This window comes from Salipiger sp. ABN3_019 (assembly GCF_056158605.1).
Genome location: NZ_JBSWTP010000010.1, coordinates 992,523 through 1,013,571 on the forward strand (window position 1 = coordinate 992,523; position 21,049 = coordinate 1,013,571).

Here is a 21,049-nt window from a genome sequence, read left to right on the forward strand (position 1 = left end):
GGCAGACAGCCCCCTCGCTGCTGCACTGGCAAGCCCGCGCAACATCCGCTAAGGACGCGACAACTCCAAATTCATTCGCGGGACGAACATGGCACGTCATCTGATCACCTCGGCGATCCCCTATATCAACGGGATCAAGCATCTCGGAAACCTCGTGGGCAGCCAGCTGCCGGCCGATCTCTTCGCCCGCTACCAGCGCGCGCGCGGCAATGAGGTGCTGTTCCTCTGCGCCACCGACGAGCATGGCACACCCGCCGAGCTCGCCGCCGCCAAGGCTGGCAAGCCGGTGGCCGAATATTGCGCCGAGATGCATGAGACCCAGTCGAAGATCGCCGAGGGCTTCCGCCTCAGCTTCGATCACTTCGGCCGCTCGTCGAGCCCGCAGAACCACAAGCTGACCCAGCATTTCGCCGGGGTGCTGGCCGAGCGCGGACTGATCCGCGAAGTGTCCGAGACGCAGATGTATTCGCCCACCGACGGGCGCTACCTGCCGGACCGCTACATCGAGGGCACCTGCCCCAACTGCGGCTTCGAGGATGCGCGCGGCGACCAATGCGACAATTGCACCAAGCAGCTCGATCCGGTGGACCTGATCAACCCGCGCTCGGTGATCTCGGGCGCCACCGATCTGCAGATGCGCGAGACCAAGCACCTCTACCTCTGCCAGAGTCTGATCAAGGACGAGATCGAGGCCTGGATCGACAGCAAGACCGACTGGCCGGTGCTGACCACCTCGATCGCCAAGAAATGGCTGCACGACGGTGACGGCCTACAGGACCGTGGCATCACCCGTGATCTCGACTGGGGCATTCCGGTCAAGAAGGGCGACGAAGACTGGCCGGGTATGGAAGGCAAGGTCTTCTACGTCTGGTTCGACGCGCCGATCGAATATATCGCCTGCTCGCAAGAGTGGGTCGACGCCGGCAAGGGCGACGATTGGGAGCGTTGGTGGCGCACCGACAAGGGCGCGGAAGACGTGACCTACACGCAGTTCATGGGCAAGGACAACGTGCCCTTCCACACGCTAACCTTCCCGGCCACGATCCTCGGGTCGGGCGAGCCGTGGAAACTGGTCGACTACATCAAGTCGTTCAACTACCTCAACTACGACGGCGGCCAGTTCAGCACCTCGCGCGGGCGCGGCGTGTTCATGGATCAGGCGCTGGAGATCCTGCCGGCGGACTATTGGCGCTGGTGGCTGCTCAGCCACGCCCCGGAAAGCTCGGACTCCGAGTTCACATGGGAGAACTTCCAGTCCTCGGTGAACAAGGACCTCGCCGACGTGCTGGGCAACTTCGCCTCGCGCGTGACCAAGTTCTGTCGCTCGAAGTTCGGCGAAGTGGTGCCCGAAGGCGGCGCCATGGGCGAACTGGAGGCCAAGCTGATCGCCGATCTGGCGGAGAAGATCCGCGAGTATGAGACGCAGATGGAAGCGCATGAGGTCCGCAAGGCCGCCGGTGCGCTGCGCGCCGCATGGGTGCTGGGCAACGAGTACCTGCAGGAAGCCGCGCCCTGGTCGACCTTCAAGACCGACCCCGAGGCCGCGGCGATGCAGATCCGCCTCGCGCTCAACATGATCCGTCTCTACGCGGTGATCTCCTCGCCCTTCATCCCCGACGCCTCGGCGCAGCTTCTGGCGGCACTGAAGACCGAGGACGACAGCTGGCCGGGTGATCTGGCTGCGGCGCTCGATGTGCTGCCCGCGGGCCATGCTTTCGAGGTCCCCGACGTGACCTTCCGCAAGATCACCGACGCTGAGCGCGACGACTGGCAGGAGCGCTTTGCCGGCACGCGCTGAGACGCCTCCGGCGGGCGTATTTTGGGAACAATGAAAGCGCGCGGTCCAAACTGGGCCGCGCGCTTTTCTTTAACCGAGCGAGGCCAAGCCTAAGGCATTTGTGGCCGCGGGCTTTGGCCCCCAGTGGTGCGTCGGTCTTCGCCAGTCCGAGTGAATAGCACAGGCCCCTACTCGCGCAGGATGCTCGCGCTTCAGTGCGGGGAGCCGACGCGCCGACACGGCGTGGTCGCTCTTCGATTTCGAGATGCTTGCGGGCAGACGGCACACCGATCAACGCAACCACACAGCAACGATCGCGGCTCAAGGGGCCCTGAAGATAGGGAACCCGGAAACCCTTATATTTCTGCGACTTTGAGGAATAATGTCACTCACCCCGTGATCTCGTTGTCAGGGTTTATGGCGGAGAGGAAGGGATTCGAACCCTCGAGACGGTTCCCCGCCTACACACTTTCCAGGCGTGCGCCTTCGACCACTCGGCCACCTCTCCGCGGACCGCTCTACAGGAAAGTCCGGGCCGGGTGCAAGAGGCGGTTTGCCAAAAAATTGAGCCCCGGTGCAGAACCGGGGCTCGACGTTTGGTCAGGCAGGGATCGCGGGCGGAAAACGCCGCCCCGCGGCCTTACATATTGGGGTAGTTCGGCCCGTCGCCACCCTGCGGAACGGTCCAGTTGATGTTCTGCGAAGGGTCCTTGATATCGCAGGTCTTGCAGTGCACGCAGTTCTGGAAGTTGATGACGAACTCCGTCTTGCCGTCCTTCTCGACGAACTCATAGACACCCGCCGGGCAGTAGCGCTGCGAGGGGCCTGCGTATTTCGGCAGGTTATCCAGCAGCGGCACGCGCGGATCCTTCAGCTTGAGATGCGCCGGCTGGCTCTCTTCGTGGTTGGTGAAGGAGAAGCTGACGTTGGTCAGCCGGTCGAAGCTCAGCTTGCCGTCGGGCTTGGGGTAATCGATCGGCTGATGCGCCGCGGCGCTCTCGGTGGCCGCGGCATCGCTCTTGCCGTGCTTGACCGTGCCGAAGAGCGAGAAGCCGAAGCTGTTGGTCCACATGTCGAGGCCGCCGAGCGTCAGCGAGCCCAGCAGGCCGGTTTTCGACCACAGCGGCTTGACGTTGCGCACCTTCCACAGGTCCTGCCCGATGGCCCCTTCGCGCACTTCGCTCTCGTAGGCGGTCAGCTCGTCCGAGGCGCGGCCCGCCTGGATCGCCTCATAGGCCGCCTCCGCCGCGGCTTTGCCCGAGAGCATGGCGTTGTGGTTGCCCTTGATCCGCGGCACGTTGACCATGCCCACCGAGCAGCCGAGCAGCGCCACGCCGGGCGCGACCATCTTCGGCATCGACTGGAAGCCGCCCTCGGAGATAGCCCGCGCGCCATAGGCCACGCGCTTGCCGCCTTCGAGCAGATCCGCCACATGCGGGTGATGCTTGAAGCGCTGGAATTCCATGTAGGGGAAGAGGTGCGGGTTGCGGTAGTTCAGGTGCACCACGAAGCCGACGTAGACCTGATTGTTGTCGAGATGGTAGATGAAGGCCCCGCCCCCAGCATTGCCGCCCAACGGCCAGCCCATGGTGTGCTCGACCCGGCCTTCCTGGTGCTTGGCAGGGTCGATCTCCCAAATCTCCTTCATGCCGAGGCCGAACTTCTGCGGGCATTTGCCGTCCGAGAGGTTGTATTTCTCGATCACTTCCTTCGACAGCGAGCCGCGCACGCCTTCCGACAGGAAGACGTATTTGCCGTGCAGTTCCATCCCCGGCTCATAGCCCGGACCGGGGGTGCCGTCGGCGTTCTTGCCGAACTCGCCCGCGACCACGCCCTTGATCTCGCCATTCTCACCGTAGACCAGCTCCGAGCAGGCCATGCCGGGGAAAATCTCGACGCCAAGCGCCTCGGCCTGTTCGGCCATCCAGCGGCAGACGTTGCCCATGGAGACGATGTAATTGCCCTCGTTCGACATGAACTTCGGCATCGGCCAATGCGGGATGGTGACTTTGCCAGCCTCGCCCAGCAGATAGAATTTGTCCTGCGTCACCGGAACGTTCAGCGGCGCGCCCTTCTCCTTCCAGTCGGGGATCAGCGCGTCGAGACCGCAGGGGTCAAGCACCGCACCAGAAAGGATATGCGCGCCGACCTCGGATCCCTTTTCGAGAACCACAACATTCAGGTCGGCATCGAGTTGCTTGAGCCGGATCGCTGCGGAGAGGCCTGCCGGCCCCGCCCCCACGATCACCACGTCATATTCCATCAACTCGCGCTCGATCTCGGCCATGTGGTTCCTCCGCTGGCTGTTCGCTGTAGCTGTTCGCTGTAATTATCTTGCGCATTGGCGTAGCGCGGCGGTGCAGCACAGGTCAATCGAAACGCGGCATAAAAGGTGCCTGACGCGACCTTAGGAAAATAATAGTTGGCGCGGCGCAAAGTCCGCTCGGCGGAGCCTCGCGCAGACCATCGCCCTACCCTGCTGGCCCGCCGCGCCGCAGCGCACCCTTGCCAAAGCGCGGGACAATCCCCACTCTTGCCAGAAACGACCACTCATGGTTTTAGACGGCAAACGCAAAAGGGCCGGGGGAGGCCCTCGGGACAGTTCCGGAAAAACTCAATGGAAAAGATACTGATGACCCGCGCGGGCTTCACCGCGCTCGAAACCGAATTGAAAACGCTCAAGTCCGTTGAGCGTCCTGCCATCATCAAGGCCATCGCCGAAGCACGTGAGCACGGCGATCTGTCGGAGAACGCGGAATACCACTCCGCGCGCGAAAAGCAGAGCTTCATCGAAGGCCGGATCAAAGAGATCGAAAGCGTGATGTCGCTGGCCGAAGTGATCGACCCGGCGAAGCTGACCGGTGCGATCAAGTTCGGCGCGACAGTCACCGTCGTCGATGAAGACACCGACGAAGAGAAGACCTGGCAGATCGTCGGCGAATATGAGGCCAACATCGAAAAGGGCCTGCTCAACATCAAATCGCCCATCGCCCGTGCCCTGATCGGCAAGGACGAAGGCGACAGCGTCGAGGTGCGCACCCCCGGCGGCGAGAAGAGCTACGAGATCCTGACGATCGCGTACAAGTAACACCCAAAGGTAAGGGTCGCGCCGCATCATGGCAGACAGCAACGACAGCCGCTCGGCGCCCATCGGCGTCTACGACCGCGAGGAAAAGCGCGGCATGACCGGGATCGAGATCGCCGCGCTCGGGCTCAGTGCGCTCTGGCTGGTGATCGCCGGTGGCTACGTCTTCACCGGCGGCAGCACCGAAGGCGTGGGCGGCCTGCGCTTCTTGCTGGTTGTGATGGTTGTCTTTCTACCCATCGCGATGATCTGGGTGGCGGCGATGACCATGCGCGCCAGCCGTATCATGCGCGAGGAAAGCGCGCGGCTGCAGACCGCCATCGAGGCGATCCGCAAGTCGTACCTCACGCAGGCGCAGACCGGCCGCAATGATCCCTCGGCCAGCACGCTGGCGCGCAAGCTTGACGAGGTGGCCGCCGCGCAGCGCAAGATCGAGACGACGCTGGCCATGCTCGGCTCCACCCGCGCGGCGCAGGCTGCGGTGCAGGCGCAGACCGCCGCCGCAGCCGCCGCCCCCGAGCCCGCCGTGGACGATCAGCCCGCGCTGTCGCTCGGCACGCCCGCCGAGGCGCTGGAGCCGCCGCTGGCCAACACCGATTTCATCCGCGCTCTGAACTTCCCAGACACTGCCGAAGATCTCGAAGGGTTCGCGGCGCTGCGCCGGGCGCTGAAGGACCGGCAGGCGGCACAGCTCATTCAAGCCTCGCAGGACGTGCTAACGCTGCTGTCGCAGGACGGCATCTATATGGATGATCTGACGCCCGACATGGCCCGCCCCGAGGTCTGGCGCGCCTTCGCCAAGGGCACACGCGGGCGCGAAGTGGCCGCTCTCGGCGGTGTGCGCGACCGCGCCTCGCTGGCGCTAAGCTCGGGCCGGATGAAGCAGGACGCGATCTTCAAGGACGTCGCCCATCATTTCCTGCGGCTCTACGACCGCGCCTTCGTGCGCTTCGAGGGACAGGCAAGCGACGCCGAGATCACCGAACTGGCCAACACCCGGACTGCCCGCGCCTTCATGCTGCTGGGCCGCGTTGCGGGCGCCTTCGACTGACGTAAGGCGCCTGCGCAAGCCACAGCGCCTCCTTGCATTTAAGGTCAGCCTCCCTGCCCGATTGCATCTCCCTCAAAGGGTCGCTACGGCTTGCCCGGTTGACGGGAGGCAAGGCACCATATGGCACGATCGGACACGGGTTCATACTACTGGCAGGGTGTGCGCGCAGGCCTGCCGTTCCTGCTGGTGATTGGCCCCTTTGCCACGCTCTTCGGCGTGCTCGCCAATGAGGCGGGGCTGAACCTCTTCGACACGCTGTCCTTCTCGGTGGTGGTGATCGCCGGGGCCGCGCAATTTGTCTCGCTGCAGATGCTGCAGGACCATGTGCCCGCGCTGATCGTGCTGGCTTCGGCGCTTGCTGTGAACCTGCGTATGGCGATGTACTCCGCCGCGATCACCCCGCATCTGGGCGCGCTGCCGCTGTGGAAACGCGCGATCTGCGCCTATTTCCTCGTCGATCAGACCTATGCGTCGTCGGCGCTACAATTCGAACGCTCGCCCGAGATGACCCTGCCGCAGAAGTTCGCCTTCTTCATGGGGACGATGACGCCGATTTGCCCGCCGTGGTACATCTTCACGCTGGTCGGTGCTTGGGTGGGCGAAGCGATCCCCGCCGATTTTGGCCTCGATTTCGCGCTGCCCATCGCCTTTCTGGCGATGATCGCCCCGGCGCTGCGCACCGGCGCGCATGTGGTGGCGGCGCTGGTGGCGACGCTGGGCACGCTGCTGCTGGCATGGATGCCCTATAACCTTGGCGTACTCTGCGCCGCCGCGCTCGGCATGATGGCCGGGGCCGAGACCGAACGGAGGATGCAGCGATGATCGAACGCGGAGATCTCTGGCTGGTGATCCTCGGGCTGGGGCTGGGCAGCTTTGCCCTGCGCTTCCTGTTCCTCGGGCTCGTCGGCGACCGCCCCCTGCCTGCGTGGCTGACGCGCCACCTGCGCTACACCGCCGTGGCGATGATGCCCGCGCTGGTGGCGCCGCTGGTGGTCTGGCCCGCCGCGACCGACGGGCAGACCGATCCTGCCCGTCTGATCGCCGCATTGGTGACGCTCGGCGTCGGGCTGGCAAGCAAGAACGTGATCCTTGCCATCCTCAGCGGCGCGGTGGCGCTGATCGCGGGCGGTTACTGGCTCAGCTGATCGCTGTCGCCCGTGCGCTGCTCGAAGGCGGCGATCGCCAGCGTCTTGTCGTCGGCATCCTGCTCGCGCAGCACCTGCTCGGTCACCCCCGGCATCGCCGCAAGCTCGTCGGCGAGCTTGTTGGGGAACCACGTGCGGCCAACCCCTTCAAAGCCCGGCAGTTGGCTCAGCACGCCAGAGGTCGCCACGGTGCATTGCGTCTGCGACACCGGTCCATGCGCCTGCACCATCTTCAGCGCGCGTTCGGCCACCTCGGGCGATACCTCGATGCGCTGGATGCGCACGCGGTAGGTCTCGCGTGCATGGGCACGGGCGTAAAAGCGTTCGACCTCGGGGGTCACCCCATAGAGCACATCGTCGACCTCGGGCACATTGCGCGCCCGGACGGATCCCGCCGGATCGAAGATCACCCGCTGCGACGGCGCGCTGATCATCAGGCTGGAATGCGCCCCGGCGTCCGAGCGGTTGTTGATCATCGTGTAGAGCGTCAGCGCGGGCGGGCCGCCATCGACATAGCGCGCGGCGGCAACCTCTTCTGGCGTGGCATTGGGATAGCGCATGGCCGGAGTGGTACAGCCCGCAACCGTAAGTGCTGCGAGACCGGCCAAAAACGTGGCGCGATAGAACATGAAAGCCGACCCTTTCCGGTCAGCGGGCAGCCTCCTCCGCCGCCCGGCCTTGACTGACGTCTAGATGAATTCCCCTCCCGAAGGCGCGAAGCTCAGGAGTTGAAGATCGCCAGGAAAAGCAGCACTGCGATGATCACATAGACCATGCGGATGGTGAACTTGATGAAGCCGTGGAATGTCTTTTCCTGCTCCGTGATGTCCATGCTGCCGGGCTTGTAGTCTGCCATATGTCCGTCCTGTCTCCATCCCCAACGGGCGTTTCTTCTCCGCTCAGAGGCTTAGCGGATTCTGCGCAAGCTGTCACCTGTTCTTGAGCCCTGCGTGAGCCCGCTCAGCCGCGTGCGGCCTGCCACAGCCATGCGCCATCTGCGCCTTCGGTCCGTGTCGCCCGGCCTTCCAGATAGAGGTGCTGGCAATGCGCCATGGCCTCGACAATGGCGAGCCCGTATTCCGCATCACCAATAGTGCGCTTGAAGAGCGGCGCAAAACACGCGCCCGCGCTCTTTGGCGTGTCGAGGTAATCCTCCAGCCGCTCGAGCGCGCCGTGGTGATTGTCGATCAGCTGGCGCAGGCGGAAGGGCAGCCCGGTGAAGGGCAGCTTGTGCCCGCCCAGCACGTAGTGATCGTCGCGCGCCATTGTGGCCAGCCGCTCGCAGGATTTGAGCCAATCGCCCACCGGATCGGCCTCGGGCTCGGTGGCATAGACGCCAAGGTTCGAGCTGATCGTCGCCAGCACCTGATCTCCAGCCAGCACCAGCGCATCGTCTTTCGACCAGAAAGTGGCGTGCTCGGGCGCGTGGCCATTTCCCATATGCACCTCCCAGTCACGCCCGCCCATGCGCAGCACCTCGCCCTGCTGCAGCCGAGTGAAGCCAAGGGGCATCGGCCAGACGCAATCGGCGAAGTTGAAAGGCCGCTCCTTGCGCCGCCGCTCCAGCACCCGCGGCTCCATGCCGCAGCGCTGCCAATAGGCGATCTGCTCGGGCGGCGGCGCCTCCTGCGCATCAAGTTGCAGCATGCGCGCGAACAGCCACGCGGTGCGCGTGGTCAGCAACTCCGCGCCCCGCTCCTGAAACCAGCCCGCCAACCCCATGTGATCGGGGTGGTGATGAGTAACCACCACCCGCCGCACCGGTTTGCCCGCCAAAGGCCCGGCGAGCAGCTTTTCCCAGATGCCCCGCGCGCGCCCCGAGTTGATGCCGGTGTCGATCAGTGTCCAGCCGTCGCCGTCATCCAGCGCGTAGCAATTCACGTGATCGAGCTTCATCGGGAGCGGCAGGCGCAGCCACAGAACGCCCTCGGCGATCTCTGTGGCCTCGCCCCACGCAGGCGGTGTTTCGTGCGGGTAGTGCAATCCGGGCTTCATCAGGCGGCAAGATCCTCGGCAGTGATGGCCATCAGCTCGGCATCTGCCGCCGCGACCTCGGCCAGCAGGCCGACATGCTCGGGCAGAAGCCTCGTAATGTAGAAACGCGCAAGCCGTGCATGCGCGCCCGACGGGTCTGCCATGGCCGCGCGCAGATGGAAATGCCCCCCGAGCACCCGGGCGAAGGCGCGCAGATAAGGCACCGCCACGCCGAACCGCTCGGCCATGGGGCGCGCCACCAGCGCCTCGGTGGTCTCGCGCAGCGTCTCCGCAGCCTGCCAGACCGCCTCGGCCAGATCGGGCATCTGCGCTTTCGCCGCCTCCGACTGCGCCTCGATCTCATCCAGCAGCCGCGCCGCCGCTTCGCCGCCGTCCATCAGCTTGCGCCCCACGAGGTCCATGGCCTGAATGCCGTTGGTGCCCTCGTAGATCGCCGTGACCCGGACATCGCGGTAATATTGCGCGGCGCCGCTTTCCTCGATGAACCCCATGCCGCCCCAGACCTGCACGCCTGCCTCTGCCGAGGCGATGCCCACGTCGGTGCCAAACGCCTTGGCGATCGGCGTCAGAAAGGCCGCGCGGGCGGCCCAGTCGGCCTCGCCGGTCGCCGAGGCCATGTCGAGCGCCACCGCGCAGCTGAGCGCGATGGAGCGCGCCGCCAGCACATCCGCCTTTACCCCTGCCAGCATCCGCCGCACATCCGCATGGCCGACGATAGTGCCCTCGGGCGTGCGGCCCTGCTTGCGCTCCATCGCATAGCCAAGCGCGTGCTGATAGGCGCCCTCGGCGGCCCCCACACCCTCGCAGCCGACGCCTAGCCGCGCGTTGTTCATCATGGTGAACATGGCGCGCATGCCGCCGCCTTCCTCGCCGATCATCCAGCCGCGCGCGCCCTCAAAGCTCATCACGCAGGTCGGCGAGCCGTGCAGACCCATCTTATGCTCGAGGCTGACCACCCGCAGATCATTGGCCACACCCGGAGCGCCGAACTCGTCGGGGATGTATTTCGGCACGAGGAACAGGCTGATGCCCTTGGTGCCCGGTGCCGCATCCGGCAGGCGCGCCAGCACGAGGTGGCAGACGTTGCCGGTGAAATCGCAATCCCCCCAAGAGATGAAGATCTTCTGCCCGGTGATCGCATAGGTGCCATCGCCGTTTGGCACGGCCTTGCTCGACAATGCGCCCACGTCCGAGCCCGCCTGCGGCTCGGTCAGGTTCATCGTCCCCGACCATTCGCCCGAGATCAGCTTGGGCAGATACAGCGCCTTGATCTCCTCGCTGGCGTGATGTTCCAGCGCCTCGATCTGGCCTTGGGTCAGCAGCGGGTTGAGATGCAGCGCAAGGCAGGCCCCCGACATCATCTCGTTGACCGCCGAGGCGACGGTCAGCGGCAGCCCCATGCCGCCATGCTCGACCGGCCCGGCCACCGCCACCCAGCCGCCCTCGGCGATCGCGCGGTAGCCTTCGGCGAACCCCGGCGTTGAGCGCAGCACGCCATTTTCGAGCACCGCGCCTTGCAGATCGCCGGCGCGGTTGAGCGGCGCCAGCACCTCGTCGCAGAGCCGCCCCGCTTCGCCGAGCACCGCCGCGACCATGTCGGGGGTGGCCTCGGCATGGCGCTCTATCGCCGTTACCGCGTCAAAGCCCACCACCTTGTCGAGTAAAAACGTAAATTCAGCGACAGGCGCGCGATAGGCCATGGCATTTCCTCCGATCCCGGTTGGCAAGTCGGAGCCCCTCGGCTAGGGAGGATCCGACGATTTCGGTGCGACCCTAGGACGATGGCTCGCCGCCGACCAAACGGAACGCAGCGTCACGGATAGACCGATGCCCGACACCCCTACCCTGCGCCTGCCCGCCGACGAGGCCGGGATCGCGCGCGCCGCCGAGTTGCTGCGCGCCGGAGAGCTTGTCGCCTTCCCGACGGAAACGGTCTACGGGCTGGGGGCCGACGCGCGCAATGATGCCGCCGTGGCGGGCATCTACGAGGCCAAGGGCCGCCCCAGCTTCAACCCGCTGATCGTGCATGTGCCCAGCATCGAGCACGCCAAGGAGCTGGTGGAATGGTCGGGCACCGCCGAAAATGTCGCCCGCGCCTTCTGGCCCGGTCCGCTGACGCTAGTGCTGCCGATCCGCTGGGACGCCGGACTGTCGGACCGCGTCACCGCAGGCCTCGACACGCTGGCGGTGCGCCTGCCCGCCGCGCCGCTGGCGCGCGAGCTGCTCACCGCCTTCGGCGGCCCGCTCGCTGGCCCCTCGGCCAACCGCTCGGGACGGATCAGCCCGACCACCGCCGATCACGTCCTGAGCACGCTCGACGGACGCATCGCGGCGGTGCTCGATGGTGGGCCCTGCAAGGTGGGCCTCGAAAGCACGATCCTTGGCCTGTCGGGCCGCCCCACCCTGCTGCGCCCCGGCGGCATCAGCGCCGAGCAACTCTCGGAGGCCCTCGGCCACCCGGTGATGCGGCGTCAGGACAACGCGGCCATCTCGGCCCCCGGCCAGACCGCCTCGCATTACGCGCCGCGTGCCCGCATGCGCCTCAACGCCGCCGACTGGCGCGAGGGCGAAGCGCGGCTCGGGTTCGGCGACATGGAGTGCGATCTGAACCTCTCGCCGAGCGGCGATCTCGAGGAGGCGGCGGCCAATCTCTTTGCGCATCTGCATCTGCTCGACGCCAGCGGAGCAAAGATCATCGCCGTCGCCCCGGTGCCGCATTTCGGCGCCGGTGTCGCGATCAACGACCGCCTCAGTCGCGCCGCCGCCCCGCGCTGAGCGCCGCGGCTTCATTGTTCTGAAAATACGCGATCCCAGCCATGCCAGACGGTCTGCAGGCGGAACGGCTGGGAACGCCTCCGGCGGGAGTATTTGACGAAAGATGAAAGGGGCTGTGCCGCGCTCAGGCCCGGCCGCCCTCGCCCGAAAGCGCCAGTGCCGGGATGCCAAGCACATCGAGAGCGGCGCTCCATTTGCCAGCGTCGGGCGTGGCGAAGACCAGCTCGCGGCTCGCCGGGCAGACCAGCCAGGCATTCTCGGCCAGCTCGCCCTCGAGCTGCCCCGGGCCCCAGCCCGCGTAGCCCAGCATCGCCATCCAGTCGCGCGGCCCGTCGCCGCGCGCGATATGCTCCAGAACGTCGAGCGTGCCGGTCATGAAGATCGCGTCGTCGACCTGCAGCGTGGTGAGTTCCGAGCGGTAGTCGGCGCTGTGCAGGACGAATCCCCGGCCCATTTCTACCGGCCCGCCGAAATGCACCGGCTGCTGGCCGGACCCCGGCTCGGCATCGATGCCAAGCTGTTCAAAGAGCCCTTCAAGGGTGACGTCCGCCGAGGGTTTGTTGAGGATCAGCCCCATCGCCCCTTCGTCTGAATGGGCGCAGAGGTAGATCACCGCGTGTTCAAAACGCTCGTCGCCCATGCCGGGCATGGCAATGAGGACGGAGCCGGTCAGATCGGTGGCGCCGGAGGCGGTCTCGCTGTGCGTCATGGGACCCTTTCTGAAGTCTGCCTTCTGAGTGTGACCGTCCCGCAGTGTCGGTGCAAGCACACAAGCGGGCAGAATTGCCACGCTCTCGCTGCAATGTGACTTGGCAGGAGCCCCGCGAGGCTCCATTTGAAATGCATGATCCAGAATACTTTCAGAGCCGCCACCCTTGGCTGCGCGCTGGCGATGTCCGGCGTTCTCGCCAACGACGCCACCGCGATGGAGCCGGTCAGTGCCGAGCTGCGCCCCGGCTGGCGTTTGCCCAATGGCGATCACATGGCGGCGCTGCATCTGACGCTTGCGCCGGGGTGGAAGACCTATTGGCGCGCCCCCGGCGATGCTGGCATCCCGCCGGTCTTTGACTGGAGCGCCTCGGACAATGTCGCCGATGTCGCCGCGCTCTGGCCGACGCCGCATGTGTTCCGCCAGTCCGGCGCGCGCTCGGTGGGCTATAAGGGCGAGCTGGTCCTGCCGCTGCGCGTGGCCGCCACGGGCGGGCCGGTGACGCTGGAGGCGAATATGCTGATCGGCGTCTGCAGCGACATCTGCGTGCCGCAGGAACTGCATGTGCGCGCCATGCTTCCCGACAGCAGCAGCGTCGATCCGGTGATCGCCGCGGCACTGGCCGAAGCGCCCTTCACCGCCAGCGAGGCCAATGTGGGCAAGGTGCAATGCTCGATCAGCCCGGCCAAGGGCGGGATGGTTCTGCGCACCGAGATCGATATGCCCTCTGCCGGTGGGCAGGAGGAACTGGTGGTCGAGGCGGGGCAGCCCGAGATCTGGGCGTCCGAGCCGAAGACCCGCCGCGAGGGCGGCAAGCTAGTGAGCAAGACCAAGCTGATGCATATGGAAGGCAAGCCCTTCGCCCTCGACCGCTCAAAGCTGCGCATCACCGTGCTGGGCACGCAGCACGCGGTGGACATTCACGGCTGCTCTTCCTGAGACACCCTGCGGGGCTGAGGCTGCTTAGCCCACCCTCTGGCCGCGCAGCGCCACGGCGAGCGTGGCCAGCCAGACCAGCCCCAGCGCCAGAGCCACCCCGGCGACGAACAGCGTGAAACCGGCGAGCGCCGGCGGCAGCGCCGCCAGCGGGCCAAGCGCCAGCGCCGCCGGAAGCGCGCCGGTCACCGCAACCGCTCCCATGGTCGCCGCCAGCCAGCCCAGCACCAGCGCGAACAACCCCAGCGTCAGCGCGCGCACCTTTGCGTGGCGATGCCGCGCGCCGCGCCGGAAGGCCGCGATGCGCCGGGCGATGTCATGCTGCGCCGCCAGAAGCGCGGGCACCACCATCAGCACCAGCAGCATGCCAAAACCCAGCCCGTAGACCAGCGTGATCACCGTCGGCTTCAGGAACTGCGCGTCCGAGCTGCGCTCGTAAAGCAGCGGCGCGAGGCCGAGCACGGTGGTCGCGGTTGTCAGAAACACCGGACGCAGCCGGTCCGCCGCGCCGTCGATGATCGCTTGGAACATGCCGCGGTCGGGGGCGTATTCGTCGATTTGCGTCACCAGCACGATGGAATCATCGATGATGATCCCGGTCATCCCCAGCAGGCCGACGACGGTGAACATCGACAGCGGCACATCCCACAGCGCATGGCCGTAGATCGTGCCGACAAGGCCGAAGGGGATCACCGCCATCACCACCAACGGGCGCGTCCAACTGGCAAAGACCCACGCCAGCACGAGGTAGATGCCCAGCAGCACCAGCACCAGCCCGGTGCCCGCGTCCGAAAGGAAGTTGCGCTCGTCCTCGGCCATGCCGGACATGCGGAACTCCACCTGTCGCTCGGCGGCAATGGCGGGAAGGATGTCCTCCTGCAGCGCCTTCAGGATATCCGCGGCGCGCTCGGGATCATCCTCCGAGATATCGCCGGTGACCGAGACCGTGCGCAGCCCGTTCTCGCGCCGCACCGTAGAGAACCCGCTCTGCCGCTCGACCCGCACGATGTCGGCCAATTGCACATAGGCGCCCTCGGGCGTGCGGATTTGCGTGCGCTGCAGGAAATCGGCGGTCTGTTCGCGGTCCGGCAGTTCGACGCGGATCTCGGCGCTGCGCGGGCCGACCGGGAAGGTCGCCGCCTCGAGCCCGCCGATACGCGCGCGCAGCACCCGGCCCAGATCGTCCACCGTCAGCCCCAACGCCTGCCCCTGCGGGGTCAGTTCCAGCACCAGCTCGTCCTTGTCGTAAGACAGATTGTCCTCGACCGCCGAAACCTCGGGGAAGCGCAGCACCGCTTTCTTGAGGTCTTCGGCGGCAGCCTTGAGCACGCCCGCATCGGCGCCGAAGAACTGCACGTCCAGCGCATCGCCTCCCGGCCCCGAGCGCCAGCCGCGGAAGCTGATCACCTCGACCATGGGCATCGCCGCCACCCGCTCTTGCAGCTCGCCGACGAACTGGAAGCTGGAATAGGGCCGCAGATCCGGCTCGATCAGCTCGATCGAAATGGCGCCCAGCTGATCGGCCTCCTTGTTCTCGGCCTCGGCCAGCGGGCGCCCGGAGTTGCCGCCGATCTCGGCGATCACATAGTCGAGCGGGTTGAGGCCGTAGCGTTCTTCATATTCGCGCCCCAACGCCTCGGTGGCACGCTGCATCTCGCGCATCTGTGCCAGCGTGTCCGCGCGGGTCGCGCCCGGTGTCATGGCGAAATTGCCGCTGACCGAGGGCCGTTCCGGCGAGTTGAAAAAGCGCCAGACCACATCGCCCCGGATGAAGCTGGCCGCCTGCGAGGCGAGCAGCAGCACCGCCAGCGCCAGCACCACGTAGCGCGCCGTGATCACCCCGGCCATGAACGGGCGGAACAGCCGCTCGCGCACCCAGCGGAACCCCCGGTTCACCATGCGCGAGGGCCAATCGTACCAATGGTGCTCGGTCGATTTGGCGATGGCATGGGCCATGTGGTTGGGTAGGATCAGGAAGCATTCGATCAGGCTGGCGATCAACACGACGATCACCGTGAAGGGAATGTCAGCGATCATCTCGCCGAACCGCCCCCCGATGGCGGTGAGCCCAAAGAAGGCGATGATCGTGGTCAGCGTCGAGCTGAACACCGGCAGCGCCATGCGCCGTGCGGCGGTCTCGGCGGCTTCGACCGGCCCCAGCCCCTTGCGATGCAGATGATCGGCGTGCTCGCCGACGACGATGGCGTCATCCACCACGATGCCGAGCGTGATGATCAGCGCAAACAGCGAGATCATGTTGAGCGTCAGACCCGAAGCATACATCAGCGCCAGCGCCGCGAGCATCGAGGTCGGGATCCCCGCCGCCACCCAAAGCGCGGTGCGCGCATTGAGGAACAGGAACAGCAGCCCAACCACCAGCACCAGCCCCGACAGGCCATTGTGCAGCAAGAGGTCCAGCCGGTTGGTGATCGCCTCGGCGCGGGTGCGGATCAGCTCGATCGTCGTACCCTCGGGCAGCACCGGCTGAAAGTCACGCGCCACATCGGCCACGGTCTGCTGGATCTTGATGGCATCGCCATCCGCCGAGCGGTCGACCCGCACCGAGATCGCCGGATCGTCGCCGACGAAATAGGCGCGCTCGCGGTCGATGCCCTCTTCACGCAGGATCGCCACATCGCCGACGGTCAGCTTGGTGCCGTCGGGCTGCGAGCGCAGGACGATGGCGGCAATGTCACGCAGCGCTCGTTTCTCGACCCCGGCGCGCACGCGGGCGTTTGCGCCCGTCACATCGCCAGCGGGCGCGGCATCGACCTCGGCGGCGATCGCCTCCGAGATCTCCTGCATGGTCACATCATAGCCCAGCAGGTTGGCGGTGGGCACTTCGACGATGATCTGCGGCGCGGCGACGCCGCGAATGGTGGTGCGGGTGACGCCTTCGGCAAAAAGGCGCACCACGAATTCGTCGGCGAAGCGGCCCAGCTGATCCACCGCCACGGGCCCCGAGATCACCAAATCCGTCACCCGGTCGCGCCAGCCGCCCGAGGTGACGCGCGGATCGTCGGCCTCTTCCGGCAGATTGTCGACACCGTCCACGGCGGTCTGCACGTCGTCCAGCGCCTTGGCCATATTGTAATTGGGCTCGAACTCCAGCTCGATCTGCGCCGAGCCCTCGCGCGAGCGGCTCTCGGAGGCCACCACCCCTTCGACCGCAAGCAGCTTCGGCTCGAGCAATTGCACGATGGCGTTGTCCACGTCCTGCGCCCCGGCGCCGTCCCAGCTAACGCGGACGCCGATCTCATCCTCGACCACATCGGGGAAATGCTGCGCGCGCATGTTGGGCACCGCCAGCAGCCCCGCCCCAAGCAGGATCACCAGCAGCAGGTTGGCCACCGTGCGGTGCCGGGTGAAGTAGCTCAGCAGGCCACTGGCAGATCCGGGGATGTGGCGCATGGCCTCAGCCTCCCATCCGCGCTTCGAGCCGTTCGATCACCTGCGCGGGCACCTTGGGTTCCGAGATCTGCGCCAAGAGCCGCTGCTTTGCCTCCGCCGGCATGCCGCTGTTGCCCTCGATGAAAGCGACCAGCCGCGCGCGGCGTTCGGCGCTGAGTTCCAGCATCGCCGCCTCGGAGGTCACATCGGGCCCGCTCGGCCCGCCCGCCGACGCCTCTGCGCTCAGCGGCCGAACCTTGATCCCCGCACCCAGAAGCGGCGTGCGCTCGGACACCACCAGCCGCCCGTCCAGCGCCGCGGCGCGCACGATCACCTCGTCGCCCTGCCGCCGCAGCAGTTCCACCGGCAGCGCCTCGAGCCGCTGTTCGGCGTCGAGCACAAGCACATCGCCATCGGCCCCGAGCGCGGTTGCCGGCAGGCGCACCACCTGCTCGAGCGCTGGCTCGGCGATCTTCACGGTGACGAAATCCCCGGGCTTGAAGCCGCGCGGGGTCTCCAGCGAGGCAAAGAGCAGCCGCCCGGTCTGCCCCTCGCCGACCGCCGCCCCCTCGCGGGTGAGCGTCCCGGCGCTGCTGACCGAGGCGCCGTAGAAATCTAGCGTCACTGTGACCGGCAGTTCGCGCGGGCGGTCCGAAGCGTTGAGCAGTTGCAGATATTGCTGGGTGGAGACGCGGAAGGCCACCTCCAGCGCCTGCGGGTCCACCAGCGTTGCCAGCTGTTCATTGGCCGAGACCCGGCGCCCGGCCACCACCGAGACATCCTCGAGCTGGGCATCGAAGCCGGCGCGGATTTCTGTCTCATCCAGTCGCCGCTGCGCCTCGTCAAGCGCGATGCGCGCGCGCGCCAGCGCGGTGCTGCTCTGGTCCACCCGCGCCTCGGCCTGCGCCAGCGCCTGCCTGCGGGTCACCACCGCCTGCCGCGCCGAGGAAGCGGAAAGCTCCGCCTCTTCCACCAACGCCGACGTGCCCACGCCGCGCGATTGCAGATCGGCCTGCCGCTGGTAGGCGCGCTGGCGCAGCTCGGCCTGTTCCTCGGCCGCCGCCAGCGCATCCTTTTCCAGCTCGACCGCGCGGATCGCCTCGCGGCGCTCGGCCTCGGCATCTTCCAGCGCGCTTTGGGTCCGTTCCAGTTCCGCCTGCATGTCCGCCGGATCGATCCGCGCCAGCAGCGTGCCCGCCGCGACGCGCCCGCCCTCGACGAACTCGGGCGCCAGTTCCATCAACGTGCCGCCCACCGCGGTGCGAAGCTCCAGCGTGCGGCGGCTCTGGATCTCGCCAAAGGCGGTCATCTCTGGCGAAACGCTGCCTTCCCGCGCCTCCACCACGTTCACCGCAAAAATCCGTTCGCGCGCCTCCGGAATGCGCGGCGTATCGCTGAGCCGCGCCTGCACGGCATCGCGCACCAGCAGCCCGGCCCAGACCAGCAGGCCCAGCGTCAGCGAAAGAAGAAAGAGCCCGGTCAGGCTCCGCCGAAGAAACCGCATATGAACGTCCCGCGAAATCGAGGGGCATCGCCCCCCTGTCTGGCTGATATCACCTTATGCCCGAGCCCAAGCACAAGGAAAGCCATGACAAGGATACGCGGGCGCGCGTCATTTCCGCCGCTTATGCTCGTCGAGACGCGGAAAAATCTCAACAAAGTTGCAGGGACGGTGCCGATAATCGAGCTGCCAGCGCAGGATCTCGTCCCATGCGTCCTTGCAGGCGCCGGTGCTGCCGGGCAGCGCAAACAGATACGTGCCCCCCGCAACCCCGCCCGTAGCCCGCGACTGCACCGCAGAGGTGCCGATTTTCTGCATGGAAACAAGAGTGAAGACCGTCCCAAAGGCTTCGATCTCTTTCTCGTAGACGTCGCGGTGCGCCTCGACGGTGACATCCCTGCCAGTGAGCCCGGTACCCCCGGTCGACAGGATCACATCCACCTCGGGATCGGCGATCCAGACGCGTAGCTGATCGGCGATGCCCTCGCGGTCATCCTTCACGATTGCGCGATCTGCCAGCTTATGCCCCGCCTCGGTCAGCCGCGCCACCAGCGTATCGCCGGAGCGGTCCTCGGCAAGGCTGCGGGTGTCGCTCACCGTCAGCACGGCAATGCGCACTGGAATGAACTCTCGGGTTTCGTCGATGCGGCTCATGCGGCCTCCGGTATCTAAAGCTCAGGGACAGGGCTGCGCCAGCGGCAGGCGCGGCACCGAAAAGATGCGCTCAAAGCGGCGGGCGGCGCCATCCGTGGCGAGGCTGCGGGCGAACCGCACCCAATCGGCCTCAGGCGTCGGACAGGCCCCCGGCTGCGCCTGCCGTGCGGCGGCAAGCTCGGTCATCAGTGCCGCGCGGCGCGCCTCCTCTGCCAGCGGCGGATGGGTGTTCCGACCGGCAAACTCGGCGGCCTTCATCAGCAGTGTCGCCAGCCTGTCGCGCCCGGCGGCACTCAGAAGCGCGGGGCAAAGCTGCACGGCGGCGGTGATCTCGACAAGCCGCTGCAAGGCGCAGCCCGCGCGGCCATAACCACTTTGATCTTCGGCCCGGACGACCGCGCCGCTGCGCCGGGTGAGGATCACCGGCCCCGGCAGTTCGAGCACCTCGGTGCCCGGCGATGGCGTCGCGATCTCGGCGGCGTGTTTTTCGAAAAGCGCATCAAAATCCGGCGTAAAGCCGCGCTCGGCGCGCAGCGGCCCTGCAAGCCCGCACCAGAGCATCCCGCAGAGAATCCCGGCCCAGACGCCCCCCGGCCACGCCGCCGGGCGCATCACCCCAGCGCCTTGAGCTTGGCCTGAAGCTCCAGCAGATCGGCCCATGCGTGGCGCTTCATGCCTGGCTGGCGCAGCAGGTAGGCGGGGTGGAACATCGGCATCACCGGACGGCCTGCCGCCTCGGTCCATTTGCCACGCAACCGGGTGATGCCGCGCTTTCCAAGCAGCGCATCGCAGGAGATATTTCCCATGATCACAAGAAGATCGGGATCAGCCAGCTCGATGTGCCGCGTCAGGAAGGGCGTCATCATGGCGATCTCATCGGGCCGCGGATCACGGTTCTGCGGCGGACGCCAGGGCAGAACATTGGTGATGTAGACCGACTCGGCGCGGCTCAGCCCGATGGCCCCGAGCATCCGGTCCAGCAACTGCCCGGCGCGCCCGACGAAGGGCTTGCCCTGCCGGTCTTCCTCGCGCCCCGGCGCTTCGCCGATGATCATCACCCGCGCCTCGGGCACCCCATCGCAAAAGACGAGGTTGCGCGCGCCACGTTTTAGCTCGCAATGCTCGAAACCCGCCAGGGCCTCGCGCAGCCCCTCGAGACTGCCCGCGCCCCGCGCCGCCTCGCGCGCGAGATCCACCGGATCGGGCCCCTCGGGCTCGGCCATTGGCGCCGCCGCGGCACCGGGTTTTAGCTCGGGCGCTGCTGCCGGCGCGGCGCGCGCTGCCTGCTCCGCCGCCTCATGCGCAAAGCGGTCCACCGGCGTCTCGCCGATCGCCTCGTCGATGCCCAGTTCGACCTGCCAGTCGAGCGCAGCGCGGGCCCAGTGCCAATCCATCCCCGAATCCATGATGCGACCCTAGCCGAGCCCGCGGGCAGAGCAAATCTCCCCTGACTTCATCTTTCCACAAATACTCATGGTGACGCCTATGCCCACGCAAAGGCCATGAGTATTTTTGGAAAGATGAAAGATCAGGGCCACTGCCTTCCCTCTCACGAGCGGGGCTTCTTGCGGGCGCGGATCAGCGTGTTGTGGCTGATGATCTCATAGCCGAGGCGTTCGACCAATTCGCGGCGCAGGCGCTCGATTTCCTCGCTCTCGATCTCGATCACCTCGCCGGTGTCCACATCCACGAGGTGGTCATGCTCTGCCGCCGGGGTCACTTCGAACCGCGCGGGCTCGTCTTCGAAGCTCAGCTTGCGGATCAGCCCGGCCTCTTCCAGCGCCGAGAGCGTGCGGTAGACCGTGGCGAAGGAGACCGAGCCGTCGATCACCTTGGTACGTGCGAAAAGCTCGTCGGCATTGGGATGATCCTCGGCCTGCATCAGCACCGACAGCACGATCATACGCTGCTGCGTGACGCGCAGCCCCGCGTCGCGCAGGGCCTGTGCAAAATCCGGTGCAACCGATGACATGGGCAAACTCCTGTTCAGGGCGGTTTTCTATCCCCTGCCCCGGGACGTGGCAACAGCGT

Annotated in this window: 19 protein-coding genes and 1 tRNA gene; 7 read left to right on the plus strand and 13 right to left on the minus strand. The window is 66.6% G+C overall.

The genetic code is table 11. From position 1 onward, the window contains the following. Positions 1-88 precede the first annotated feature (88 nt). On the plus strand, positions 89-1,798 hold the full coding sequence (metG, locus tag ACXAD2_RS26675) for a methionine--tRNA ligase (RefSeq protein WP_475177384.1): 1,710 nt from the start codon (positions 89-91) through the stop codon (positions 1,796-1,798). A gap of 397 nt (positions 1,799-2,195) precedes the next feature. Here metG and ACXAD2_RS26680 read toward each other — a convergent pair. Together ACXAD2_RS26680 and ACXAD2_RS26685 are read right to left on the minus strand one after the other, a co-directional pair. Continuing rightward, positions 2,196-2,285, minus strand: a tRNA-Ser gene (locus ACXAD2_RS26680). 132 nt (positions 2,286-2,417) lie between these two features. Then, positions 2,418-4,064: an electron transfer flavoprotein-ubiquinone oxidoreductase gene (locus ACXAD2_RS26685; RefSeq protein ID WP_475177389.1), complete on the minus strand. Its 1,647-nt coding sequence runs from the start codon at positions 4,062-4,064 to the stop codon at positions 2,418-2,420. A gap of 330 nt (positions 4,065-4,394) precedes the next feature. Here ACXAD2_RS26685 and greA point away from each other — a divergent pair, with 330 nt between their 5' ends. The 4 genes from greA (at position 4,395) to ACXAD2_RS26705 (ending at position 7,058) form a co-directional block, all read left to right on the plus strand. Then, positions 4,395-4,865, plus strand: a complete 471-nt coding sequence (gene greA / locus ACXAD2_RS26690) for a transcription elongation factor GreA (RefSeq protein WP_066107293.1) — start codon at positions 4,395-4,397, stop codon at positions 4,863-4,865. A gap of 28 nt (positions 4,866-4,893) precedes the next feature. Next, the gene (locus tag ACXAD2_RS26695; protein WP_475177399.1) at positions 4,894-5,913 is read left to right on the plus strand and encodes a hypothetical protein; all 1,020 of its coding nucleotides are present in this window, start codon (positions 4,894-4,896) and stop codon (positions 5,911-5,913) included. Positions 5,914-6,033: 120 nt separating this feature from the next. Then, positions 6,034-6,735 (plus strand): AzlC family ABC transporter permease, encoded by a 702-nt coding sequence (locus tag ACXAD2_RS26700; protein WP_066107299.1) that lies wholly within the window; start codon positions 6,034-6,036, stop codon positions 6,733-6,735. Beyond that, positions 6,732-7,058 (plus strand): AzlD domain-containing protein, encoded by a 327-nt coding sequence (locus ACXAD2_RS26705; RefSeq protein ID WP_066107302.1) that lies wholly within the window; start codon positions 6,732-6,734, stop codon positions 7,056-7,058. Before ACXAD2_RS26700 ends, ACXAD2_RS26705 begins: the two co-directional genes overlap by 4 nt. Here ACXAD2_RS26705 and ACXAD2_RS26710 read toward each other — a convergent pair. The 4 genes from ACXAD2_RS26710 to ACXAD2_RS26725 all read right to left on the minus strand — a co-directional run bounded on the left by ACXAD2_RS26710 (position 7,043) and on the right by ACXAD2_RS26725 (position 10,753). Further along, positions 7,043-7,687, minus strand: coding sequence for a hypothetical protein (locus ACXAD2_RS26710; protein WP_475177405.1), 645 nt, complete (start codon positions 7,685-7,687; stop codon positions 7,043-7,045). The genes ACXAD2_RS26705 and ACXAD2_RS26710 overlap by 16 nt on opposite strands. A gap of 92 nt (positions 7,688-7,779) precedes the next feature. Further along, a complete protein-coding gene (locus tag ACXAD2_RS26715; RefSeq protein WP_475177407.1) occupies positions 7,780-7,914 on the minus strand; it encodes an aa3-type cytochrome c oxidase subunit IV in 135 nt (44 codons plus the stop codon). Positions 7,915-8,018: 104 nt separating this feature from the next. Next, positions 8,019-9,053, minus strand: a complete 1,035-nt coding sequence (locus tag ACXAD2_RS26720; RefSeq protein WP_475177411.1) for an MBL fold metallo-hydrolase — start codon at positions 9,051-9,053, stop codon at positions 8,019-8,021. Further along, positions 9,053-10,753 (minus strand): acyl-CoA dehydrogenase, encoded by a 1,701-nt coding sequence (locus tag ACXAD2_RS26725; protein WP_475177413.1) that lies wholly within the window; start codon positions 10,751-10,753, stop codon positions 9,053-9,055. The genes ACXAD2_RS26720 and ACXAD2_RS26725 overlap by 1 nt, the downstream gene beginning before the upstream one ends. A 127-nt stretch (positions 10,754-10,880) precedes the next feature. Between ACXAD2_RS26725 and ACXAD2_RS26730 the strand changes: the two genes are divergently transcribed. After that, on the plus strand, positions 10,881-11,828 hold the full coding sequence (locus ACXAD2_RS26730; protein ID WP_224903859.1) for an L-threonylcarbamoyladenylate synthase: 948 nt from the start codon (positions 10,881-10,883) through the stop codon (positions 11,826-11,828). Between the two features lie 124 nt (positions 11,829-11,952). Here ACXAD2_RS26730 and ACXAD2_RS26735 read toward each other — a convergent pair whose 3' ends face one another. Then, the gene (locus tag ACXAD2_RS26735; protein ID WP_475177420.1) at positions 11,953-12,537 is read right to left on the minus strand and encodes a YqgE/AlgH family protein; all 585 of its coding nucleotides are present in this window, start codon (positions 12,535-12,537) and stop codon (positions 11,953-11,955) included. A 135-nt stretch (positions 12,538-12,672) separates the two neighbouring features. Between ACXAD2_RS26735 and ACXAD2_RS26740 the strand changes: the two genes are divergently transcribed. Further along, on the plus strand, positions 12,673-13,476 hold the full coding sequence (locus tag ACXAD2_RS26740; protein WP_475177424.1) for a protein-disulfide reductase DsbD domain-containing protein: 804 nt from the start codon (positions 12,673-12,675) through the stop codon (positions 13,474-13,476). Between the two features lie 24 nt (positions 13,477-13,500). On the opposite strand, the gene ACXAD2_RS26745 is transcribed toward ACXAD2_RS26740, so the two are convergent. The 6 genes from ACXAD2_RS26745 to ACXAD2_RS26770 all read right to left on the minus strand — a co-directional run bounded on the left by ACXAD2_RS26745 (position 13,501) and on the right by ACXAD2_RS26770 (position 20,990). Further along, positions 13,501-16,884, minus strand: coding sequence for an efflux RND transporter permease subunit (locus tag ACXAD2_RS26745; protein ID WP_475177428.1), 3,384 nt, complete (start codon positions 16,882-16,884; stop codon positions 13,501-13,503). 4 nt (positions 16,885-16,888) lie between these two features. Next, positions 16,889-18,367: an efflux RND transporter periplasmic adaptor subunit gene (locus tag ACXAD2_RS26750; protein ID WP_475177432.1), complete on the minus strand. Its 1,479-nt coding sequence runs from the start codon at positions 18,365-18,367 to the stop codon at positions 16,889-16,891. Positions 18,368-18,475: 108 nt separating this feature from the next. After that, on the minus strand, positions 18,476-19,018 hold the full coding sequence (moaB, locus tag ACXAD2_RS26755) for a molybdenum cofactor biosynthesis protein B (RefSeq protein ID WP_224903863.1): 543 nt from the start codon (positions 19,016-19,018) through the stop codon (positions 18,476-18,478). Positions 19,019-19,039: 21 nt separating this feature from the next. Next, a complete protein-coding gene (locus tag ACXAD2_RS26760) occupies positions 19,040-19,630 on the minus strand; it encodes a hypothetical protein (RefSeq protein ID WP_475177437.1) in 591 nt (196 codons plus the stop codon). After that, complete coding sequence (locus tag ACXAD2_RS26765; protein WP_475177440.1) at positions 19,630-20,424, minus strand: uracil-DNA glycosylase; 795 nt, start codon at positions 20,422-20,424, stop codon at positions 19,630-19,632. Before ACXAD2_RS26765 ends, ACXAD2_RS26760 begins: the two co-directional genes overlap by 1 nt. Positions 20,425-20,567: 143 nt before the next feature. After that, complete coding sequence (locus ACXAD2_RS26770; protein ID WP_475177443.1) at positions 20,568-20,990, minus strand: Fur family transcriptional regulator; 423 nt, start codon at positions 20,988-20,990, stop codon at positions 20,568-20,570. Positions 20,991-21,049 lie beyond the last annotated feature (59 nt).

Coding starts and splice junctions, on each gene's coding strand:
- metG (WP_475177384.1), top strand. CDS start 89: ATGGCACGTCATCTGATCACCTCGGCGATCCCCTATATCAACGGGATC.
- ACXAD2_RS26685 (WP_475177389.1), bottom strand. CDS start 4,064: ATGGCCGAGATCGAGCGCGAGTTGATGGAATATGACGTGGTGATCGTG.
- greA (WP_066107293.1), top strand. CDS start 4,395: ATGGAAAAGATACTGATGACCCGCGCGGGCTTCACCGCGCTCGAAACC.
- ACXAD2_RS26695 (WP_475177399.1), top strand. CDS start 4,894: ATGGCAGACAGCAACGACAGCCGCTCGGCGCCCATCGGCGTCTACGAC.
- ACXAD2_RS26700 (WP_066107299.1), top strand. CDS start 6,034: ATGGCACGATCGGACACGGGTTCATACTACTGGCAGGGTGTGCGCGCA.
- ACXAD2_RS26705 (WP_066107302.1), top strand. CDS start 6,732: ATGATCGAACGCGGAGATCTCTGGCTGGTGATCCTCGGGCTGGGGCTG.
- ACXAD2_RS26710 (WP_475177405.1), bottom strand. CDS start 7,687: ATGTTCTATCGCGCCACGTTTTTGGCCGGTCTCGCAGCACTTACGGTT.
- ACXAD2_RS26715 (WP_475177407.1), bottom strand. CDS start 7,914: ATGGCAGACTACAAGCCCGGCAGCATGGACATCACGGAGCAGGAAAAG.
- ACXAD2_RS26720 (WP_475177411.1), bottom strand. CDS start 9,053: ATGAAGCCCGGATTGCACTACCCGCACGAAACACCGCCTGCGTGGGGC.
- ACXAD2_RS26725 (WP_475177413.1), bottom strand. CDS start 10,753: ATGGCCTATCGCGCGCCTGTCGCTGAATTTACGTTTTTACTCGACAAG.
- ACXAD2_RS26730 (WP_224903859.1), top strand. CDS start 10,881: ATGCCCGACACCCCTACCCTGCGCCTGCCCGCCGACGAGGCCGGGATC.
- ACXAD2_RS26735 (WP_475177420.1), bottom strand. CDS start 12,537: ATGACGCACAGCGAGACCGCCTCCGGCGCCACCGATCTGACCGGCTCC.
- ACXAD2_RS26740 (WP_475177424.1), top strand. CDS start 12,673: ATGATCCAGAATACTTTCAGAGCCGCCACCCTTGGCTGCGCGCTGGCG.
- ACXAD2_RS26745 (WP_475177428.1), bottom strand. CDS start 16,884: ATGCGCCACATCCCCGGATCTGCCAGTGGCCTGCTGAGCTACTTCACC.
- ACXAD2_RS26750 (WP_475177432.1), bottom strand. CDS start 18,367: ATGCGGTTTCTTCGGCGGAGCCTGACCGGGCTCTTTCTTCTTTCGCTG.
- moaB (WP_224903863.1), bottom strand. CDS start 19,018: ATGAGCCGCATCGACGAAACCCGAGAGTTCATTCCAGTGCGCATTGCC.
- ACXAD2_RS26760 (WP_475177437.1), bottom strand. CDS start 19,630: ATGCGCCCGGCGGCGTGGCCGGGGGGCGTCTGGGCCGGGATTCTCTGC.
- ACXAD2_RS26765 (WP_475177440.1), bottom strand. CDS start 20,424: ATGGATTCGGGGATGGATTGGCACTGGGCCCGCGCTGCGCTCGACTGG.
- ACXAD2_RS26770 (WP_475177443.1), bottom strand. CDS start 20,990: ATGTCATCGGTTGCACCGGATTTTGCACAGGCCCTGCGCGACGCGGGG.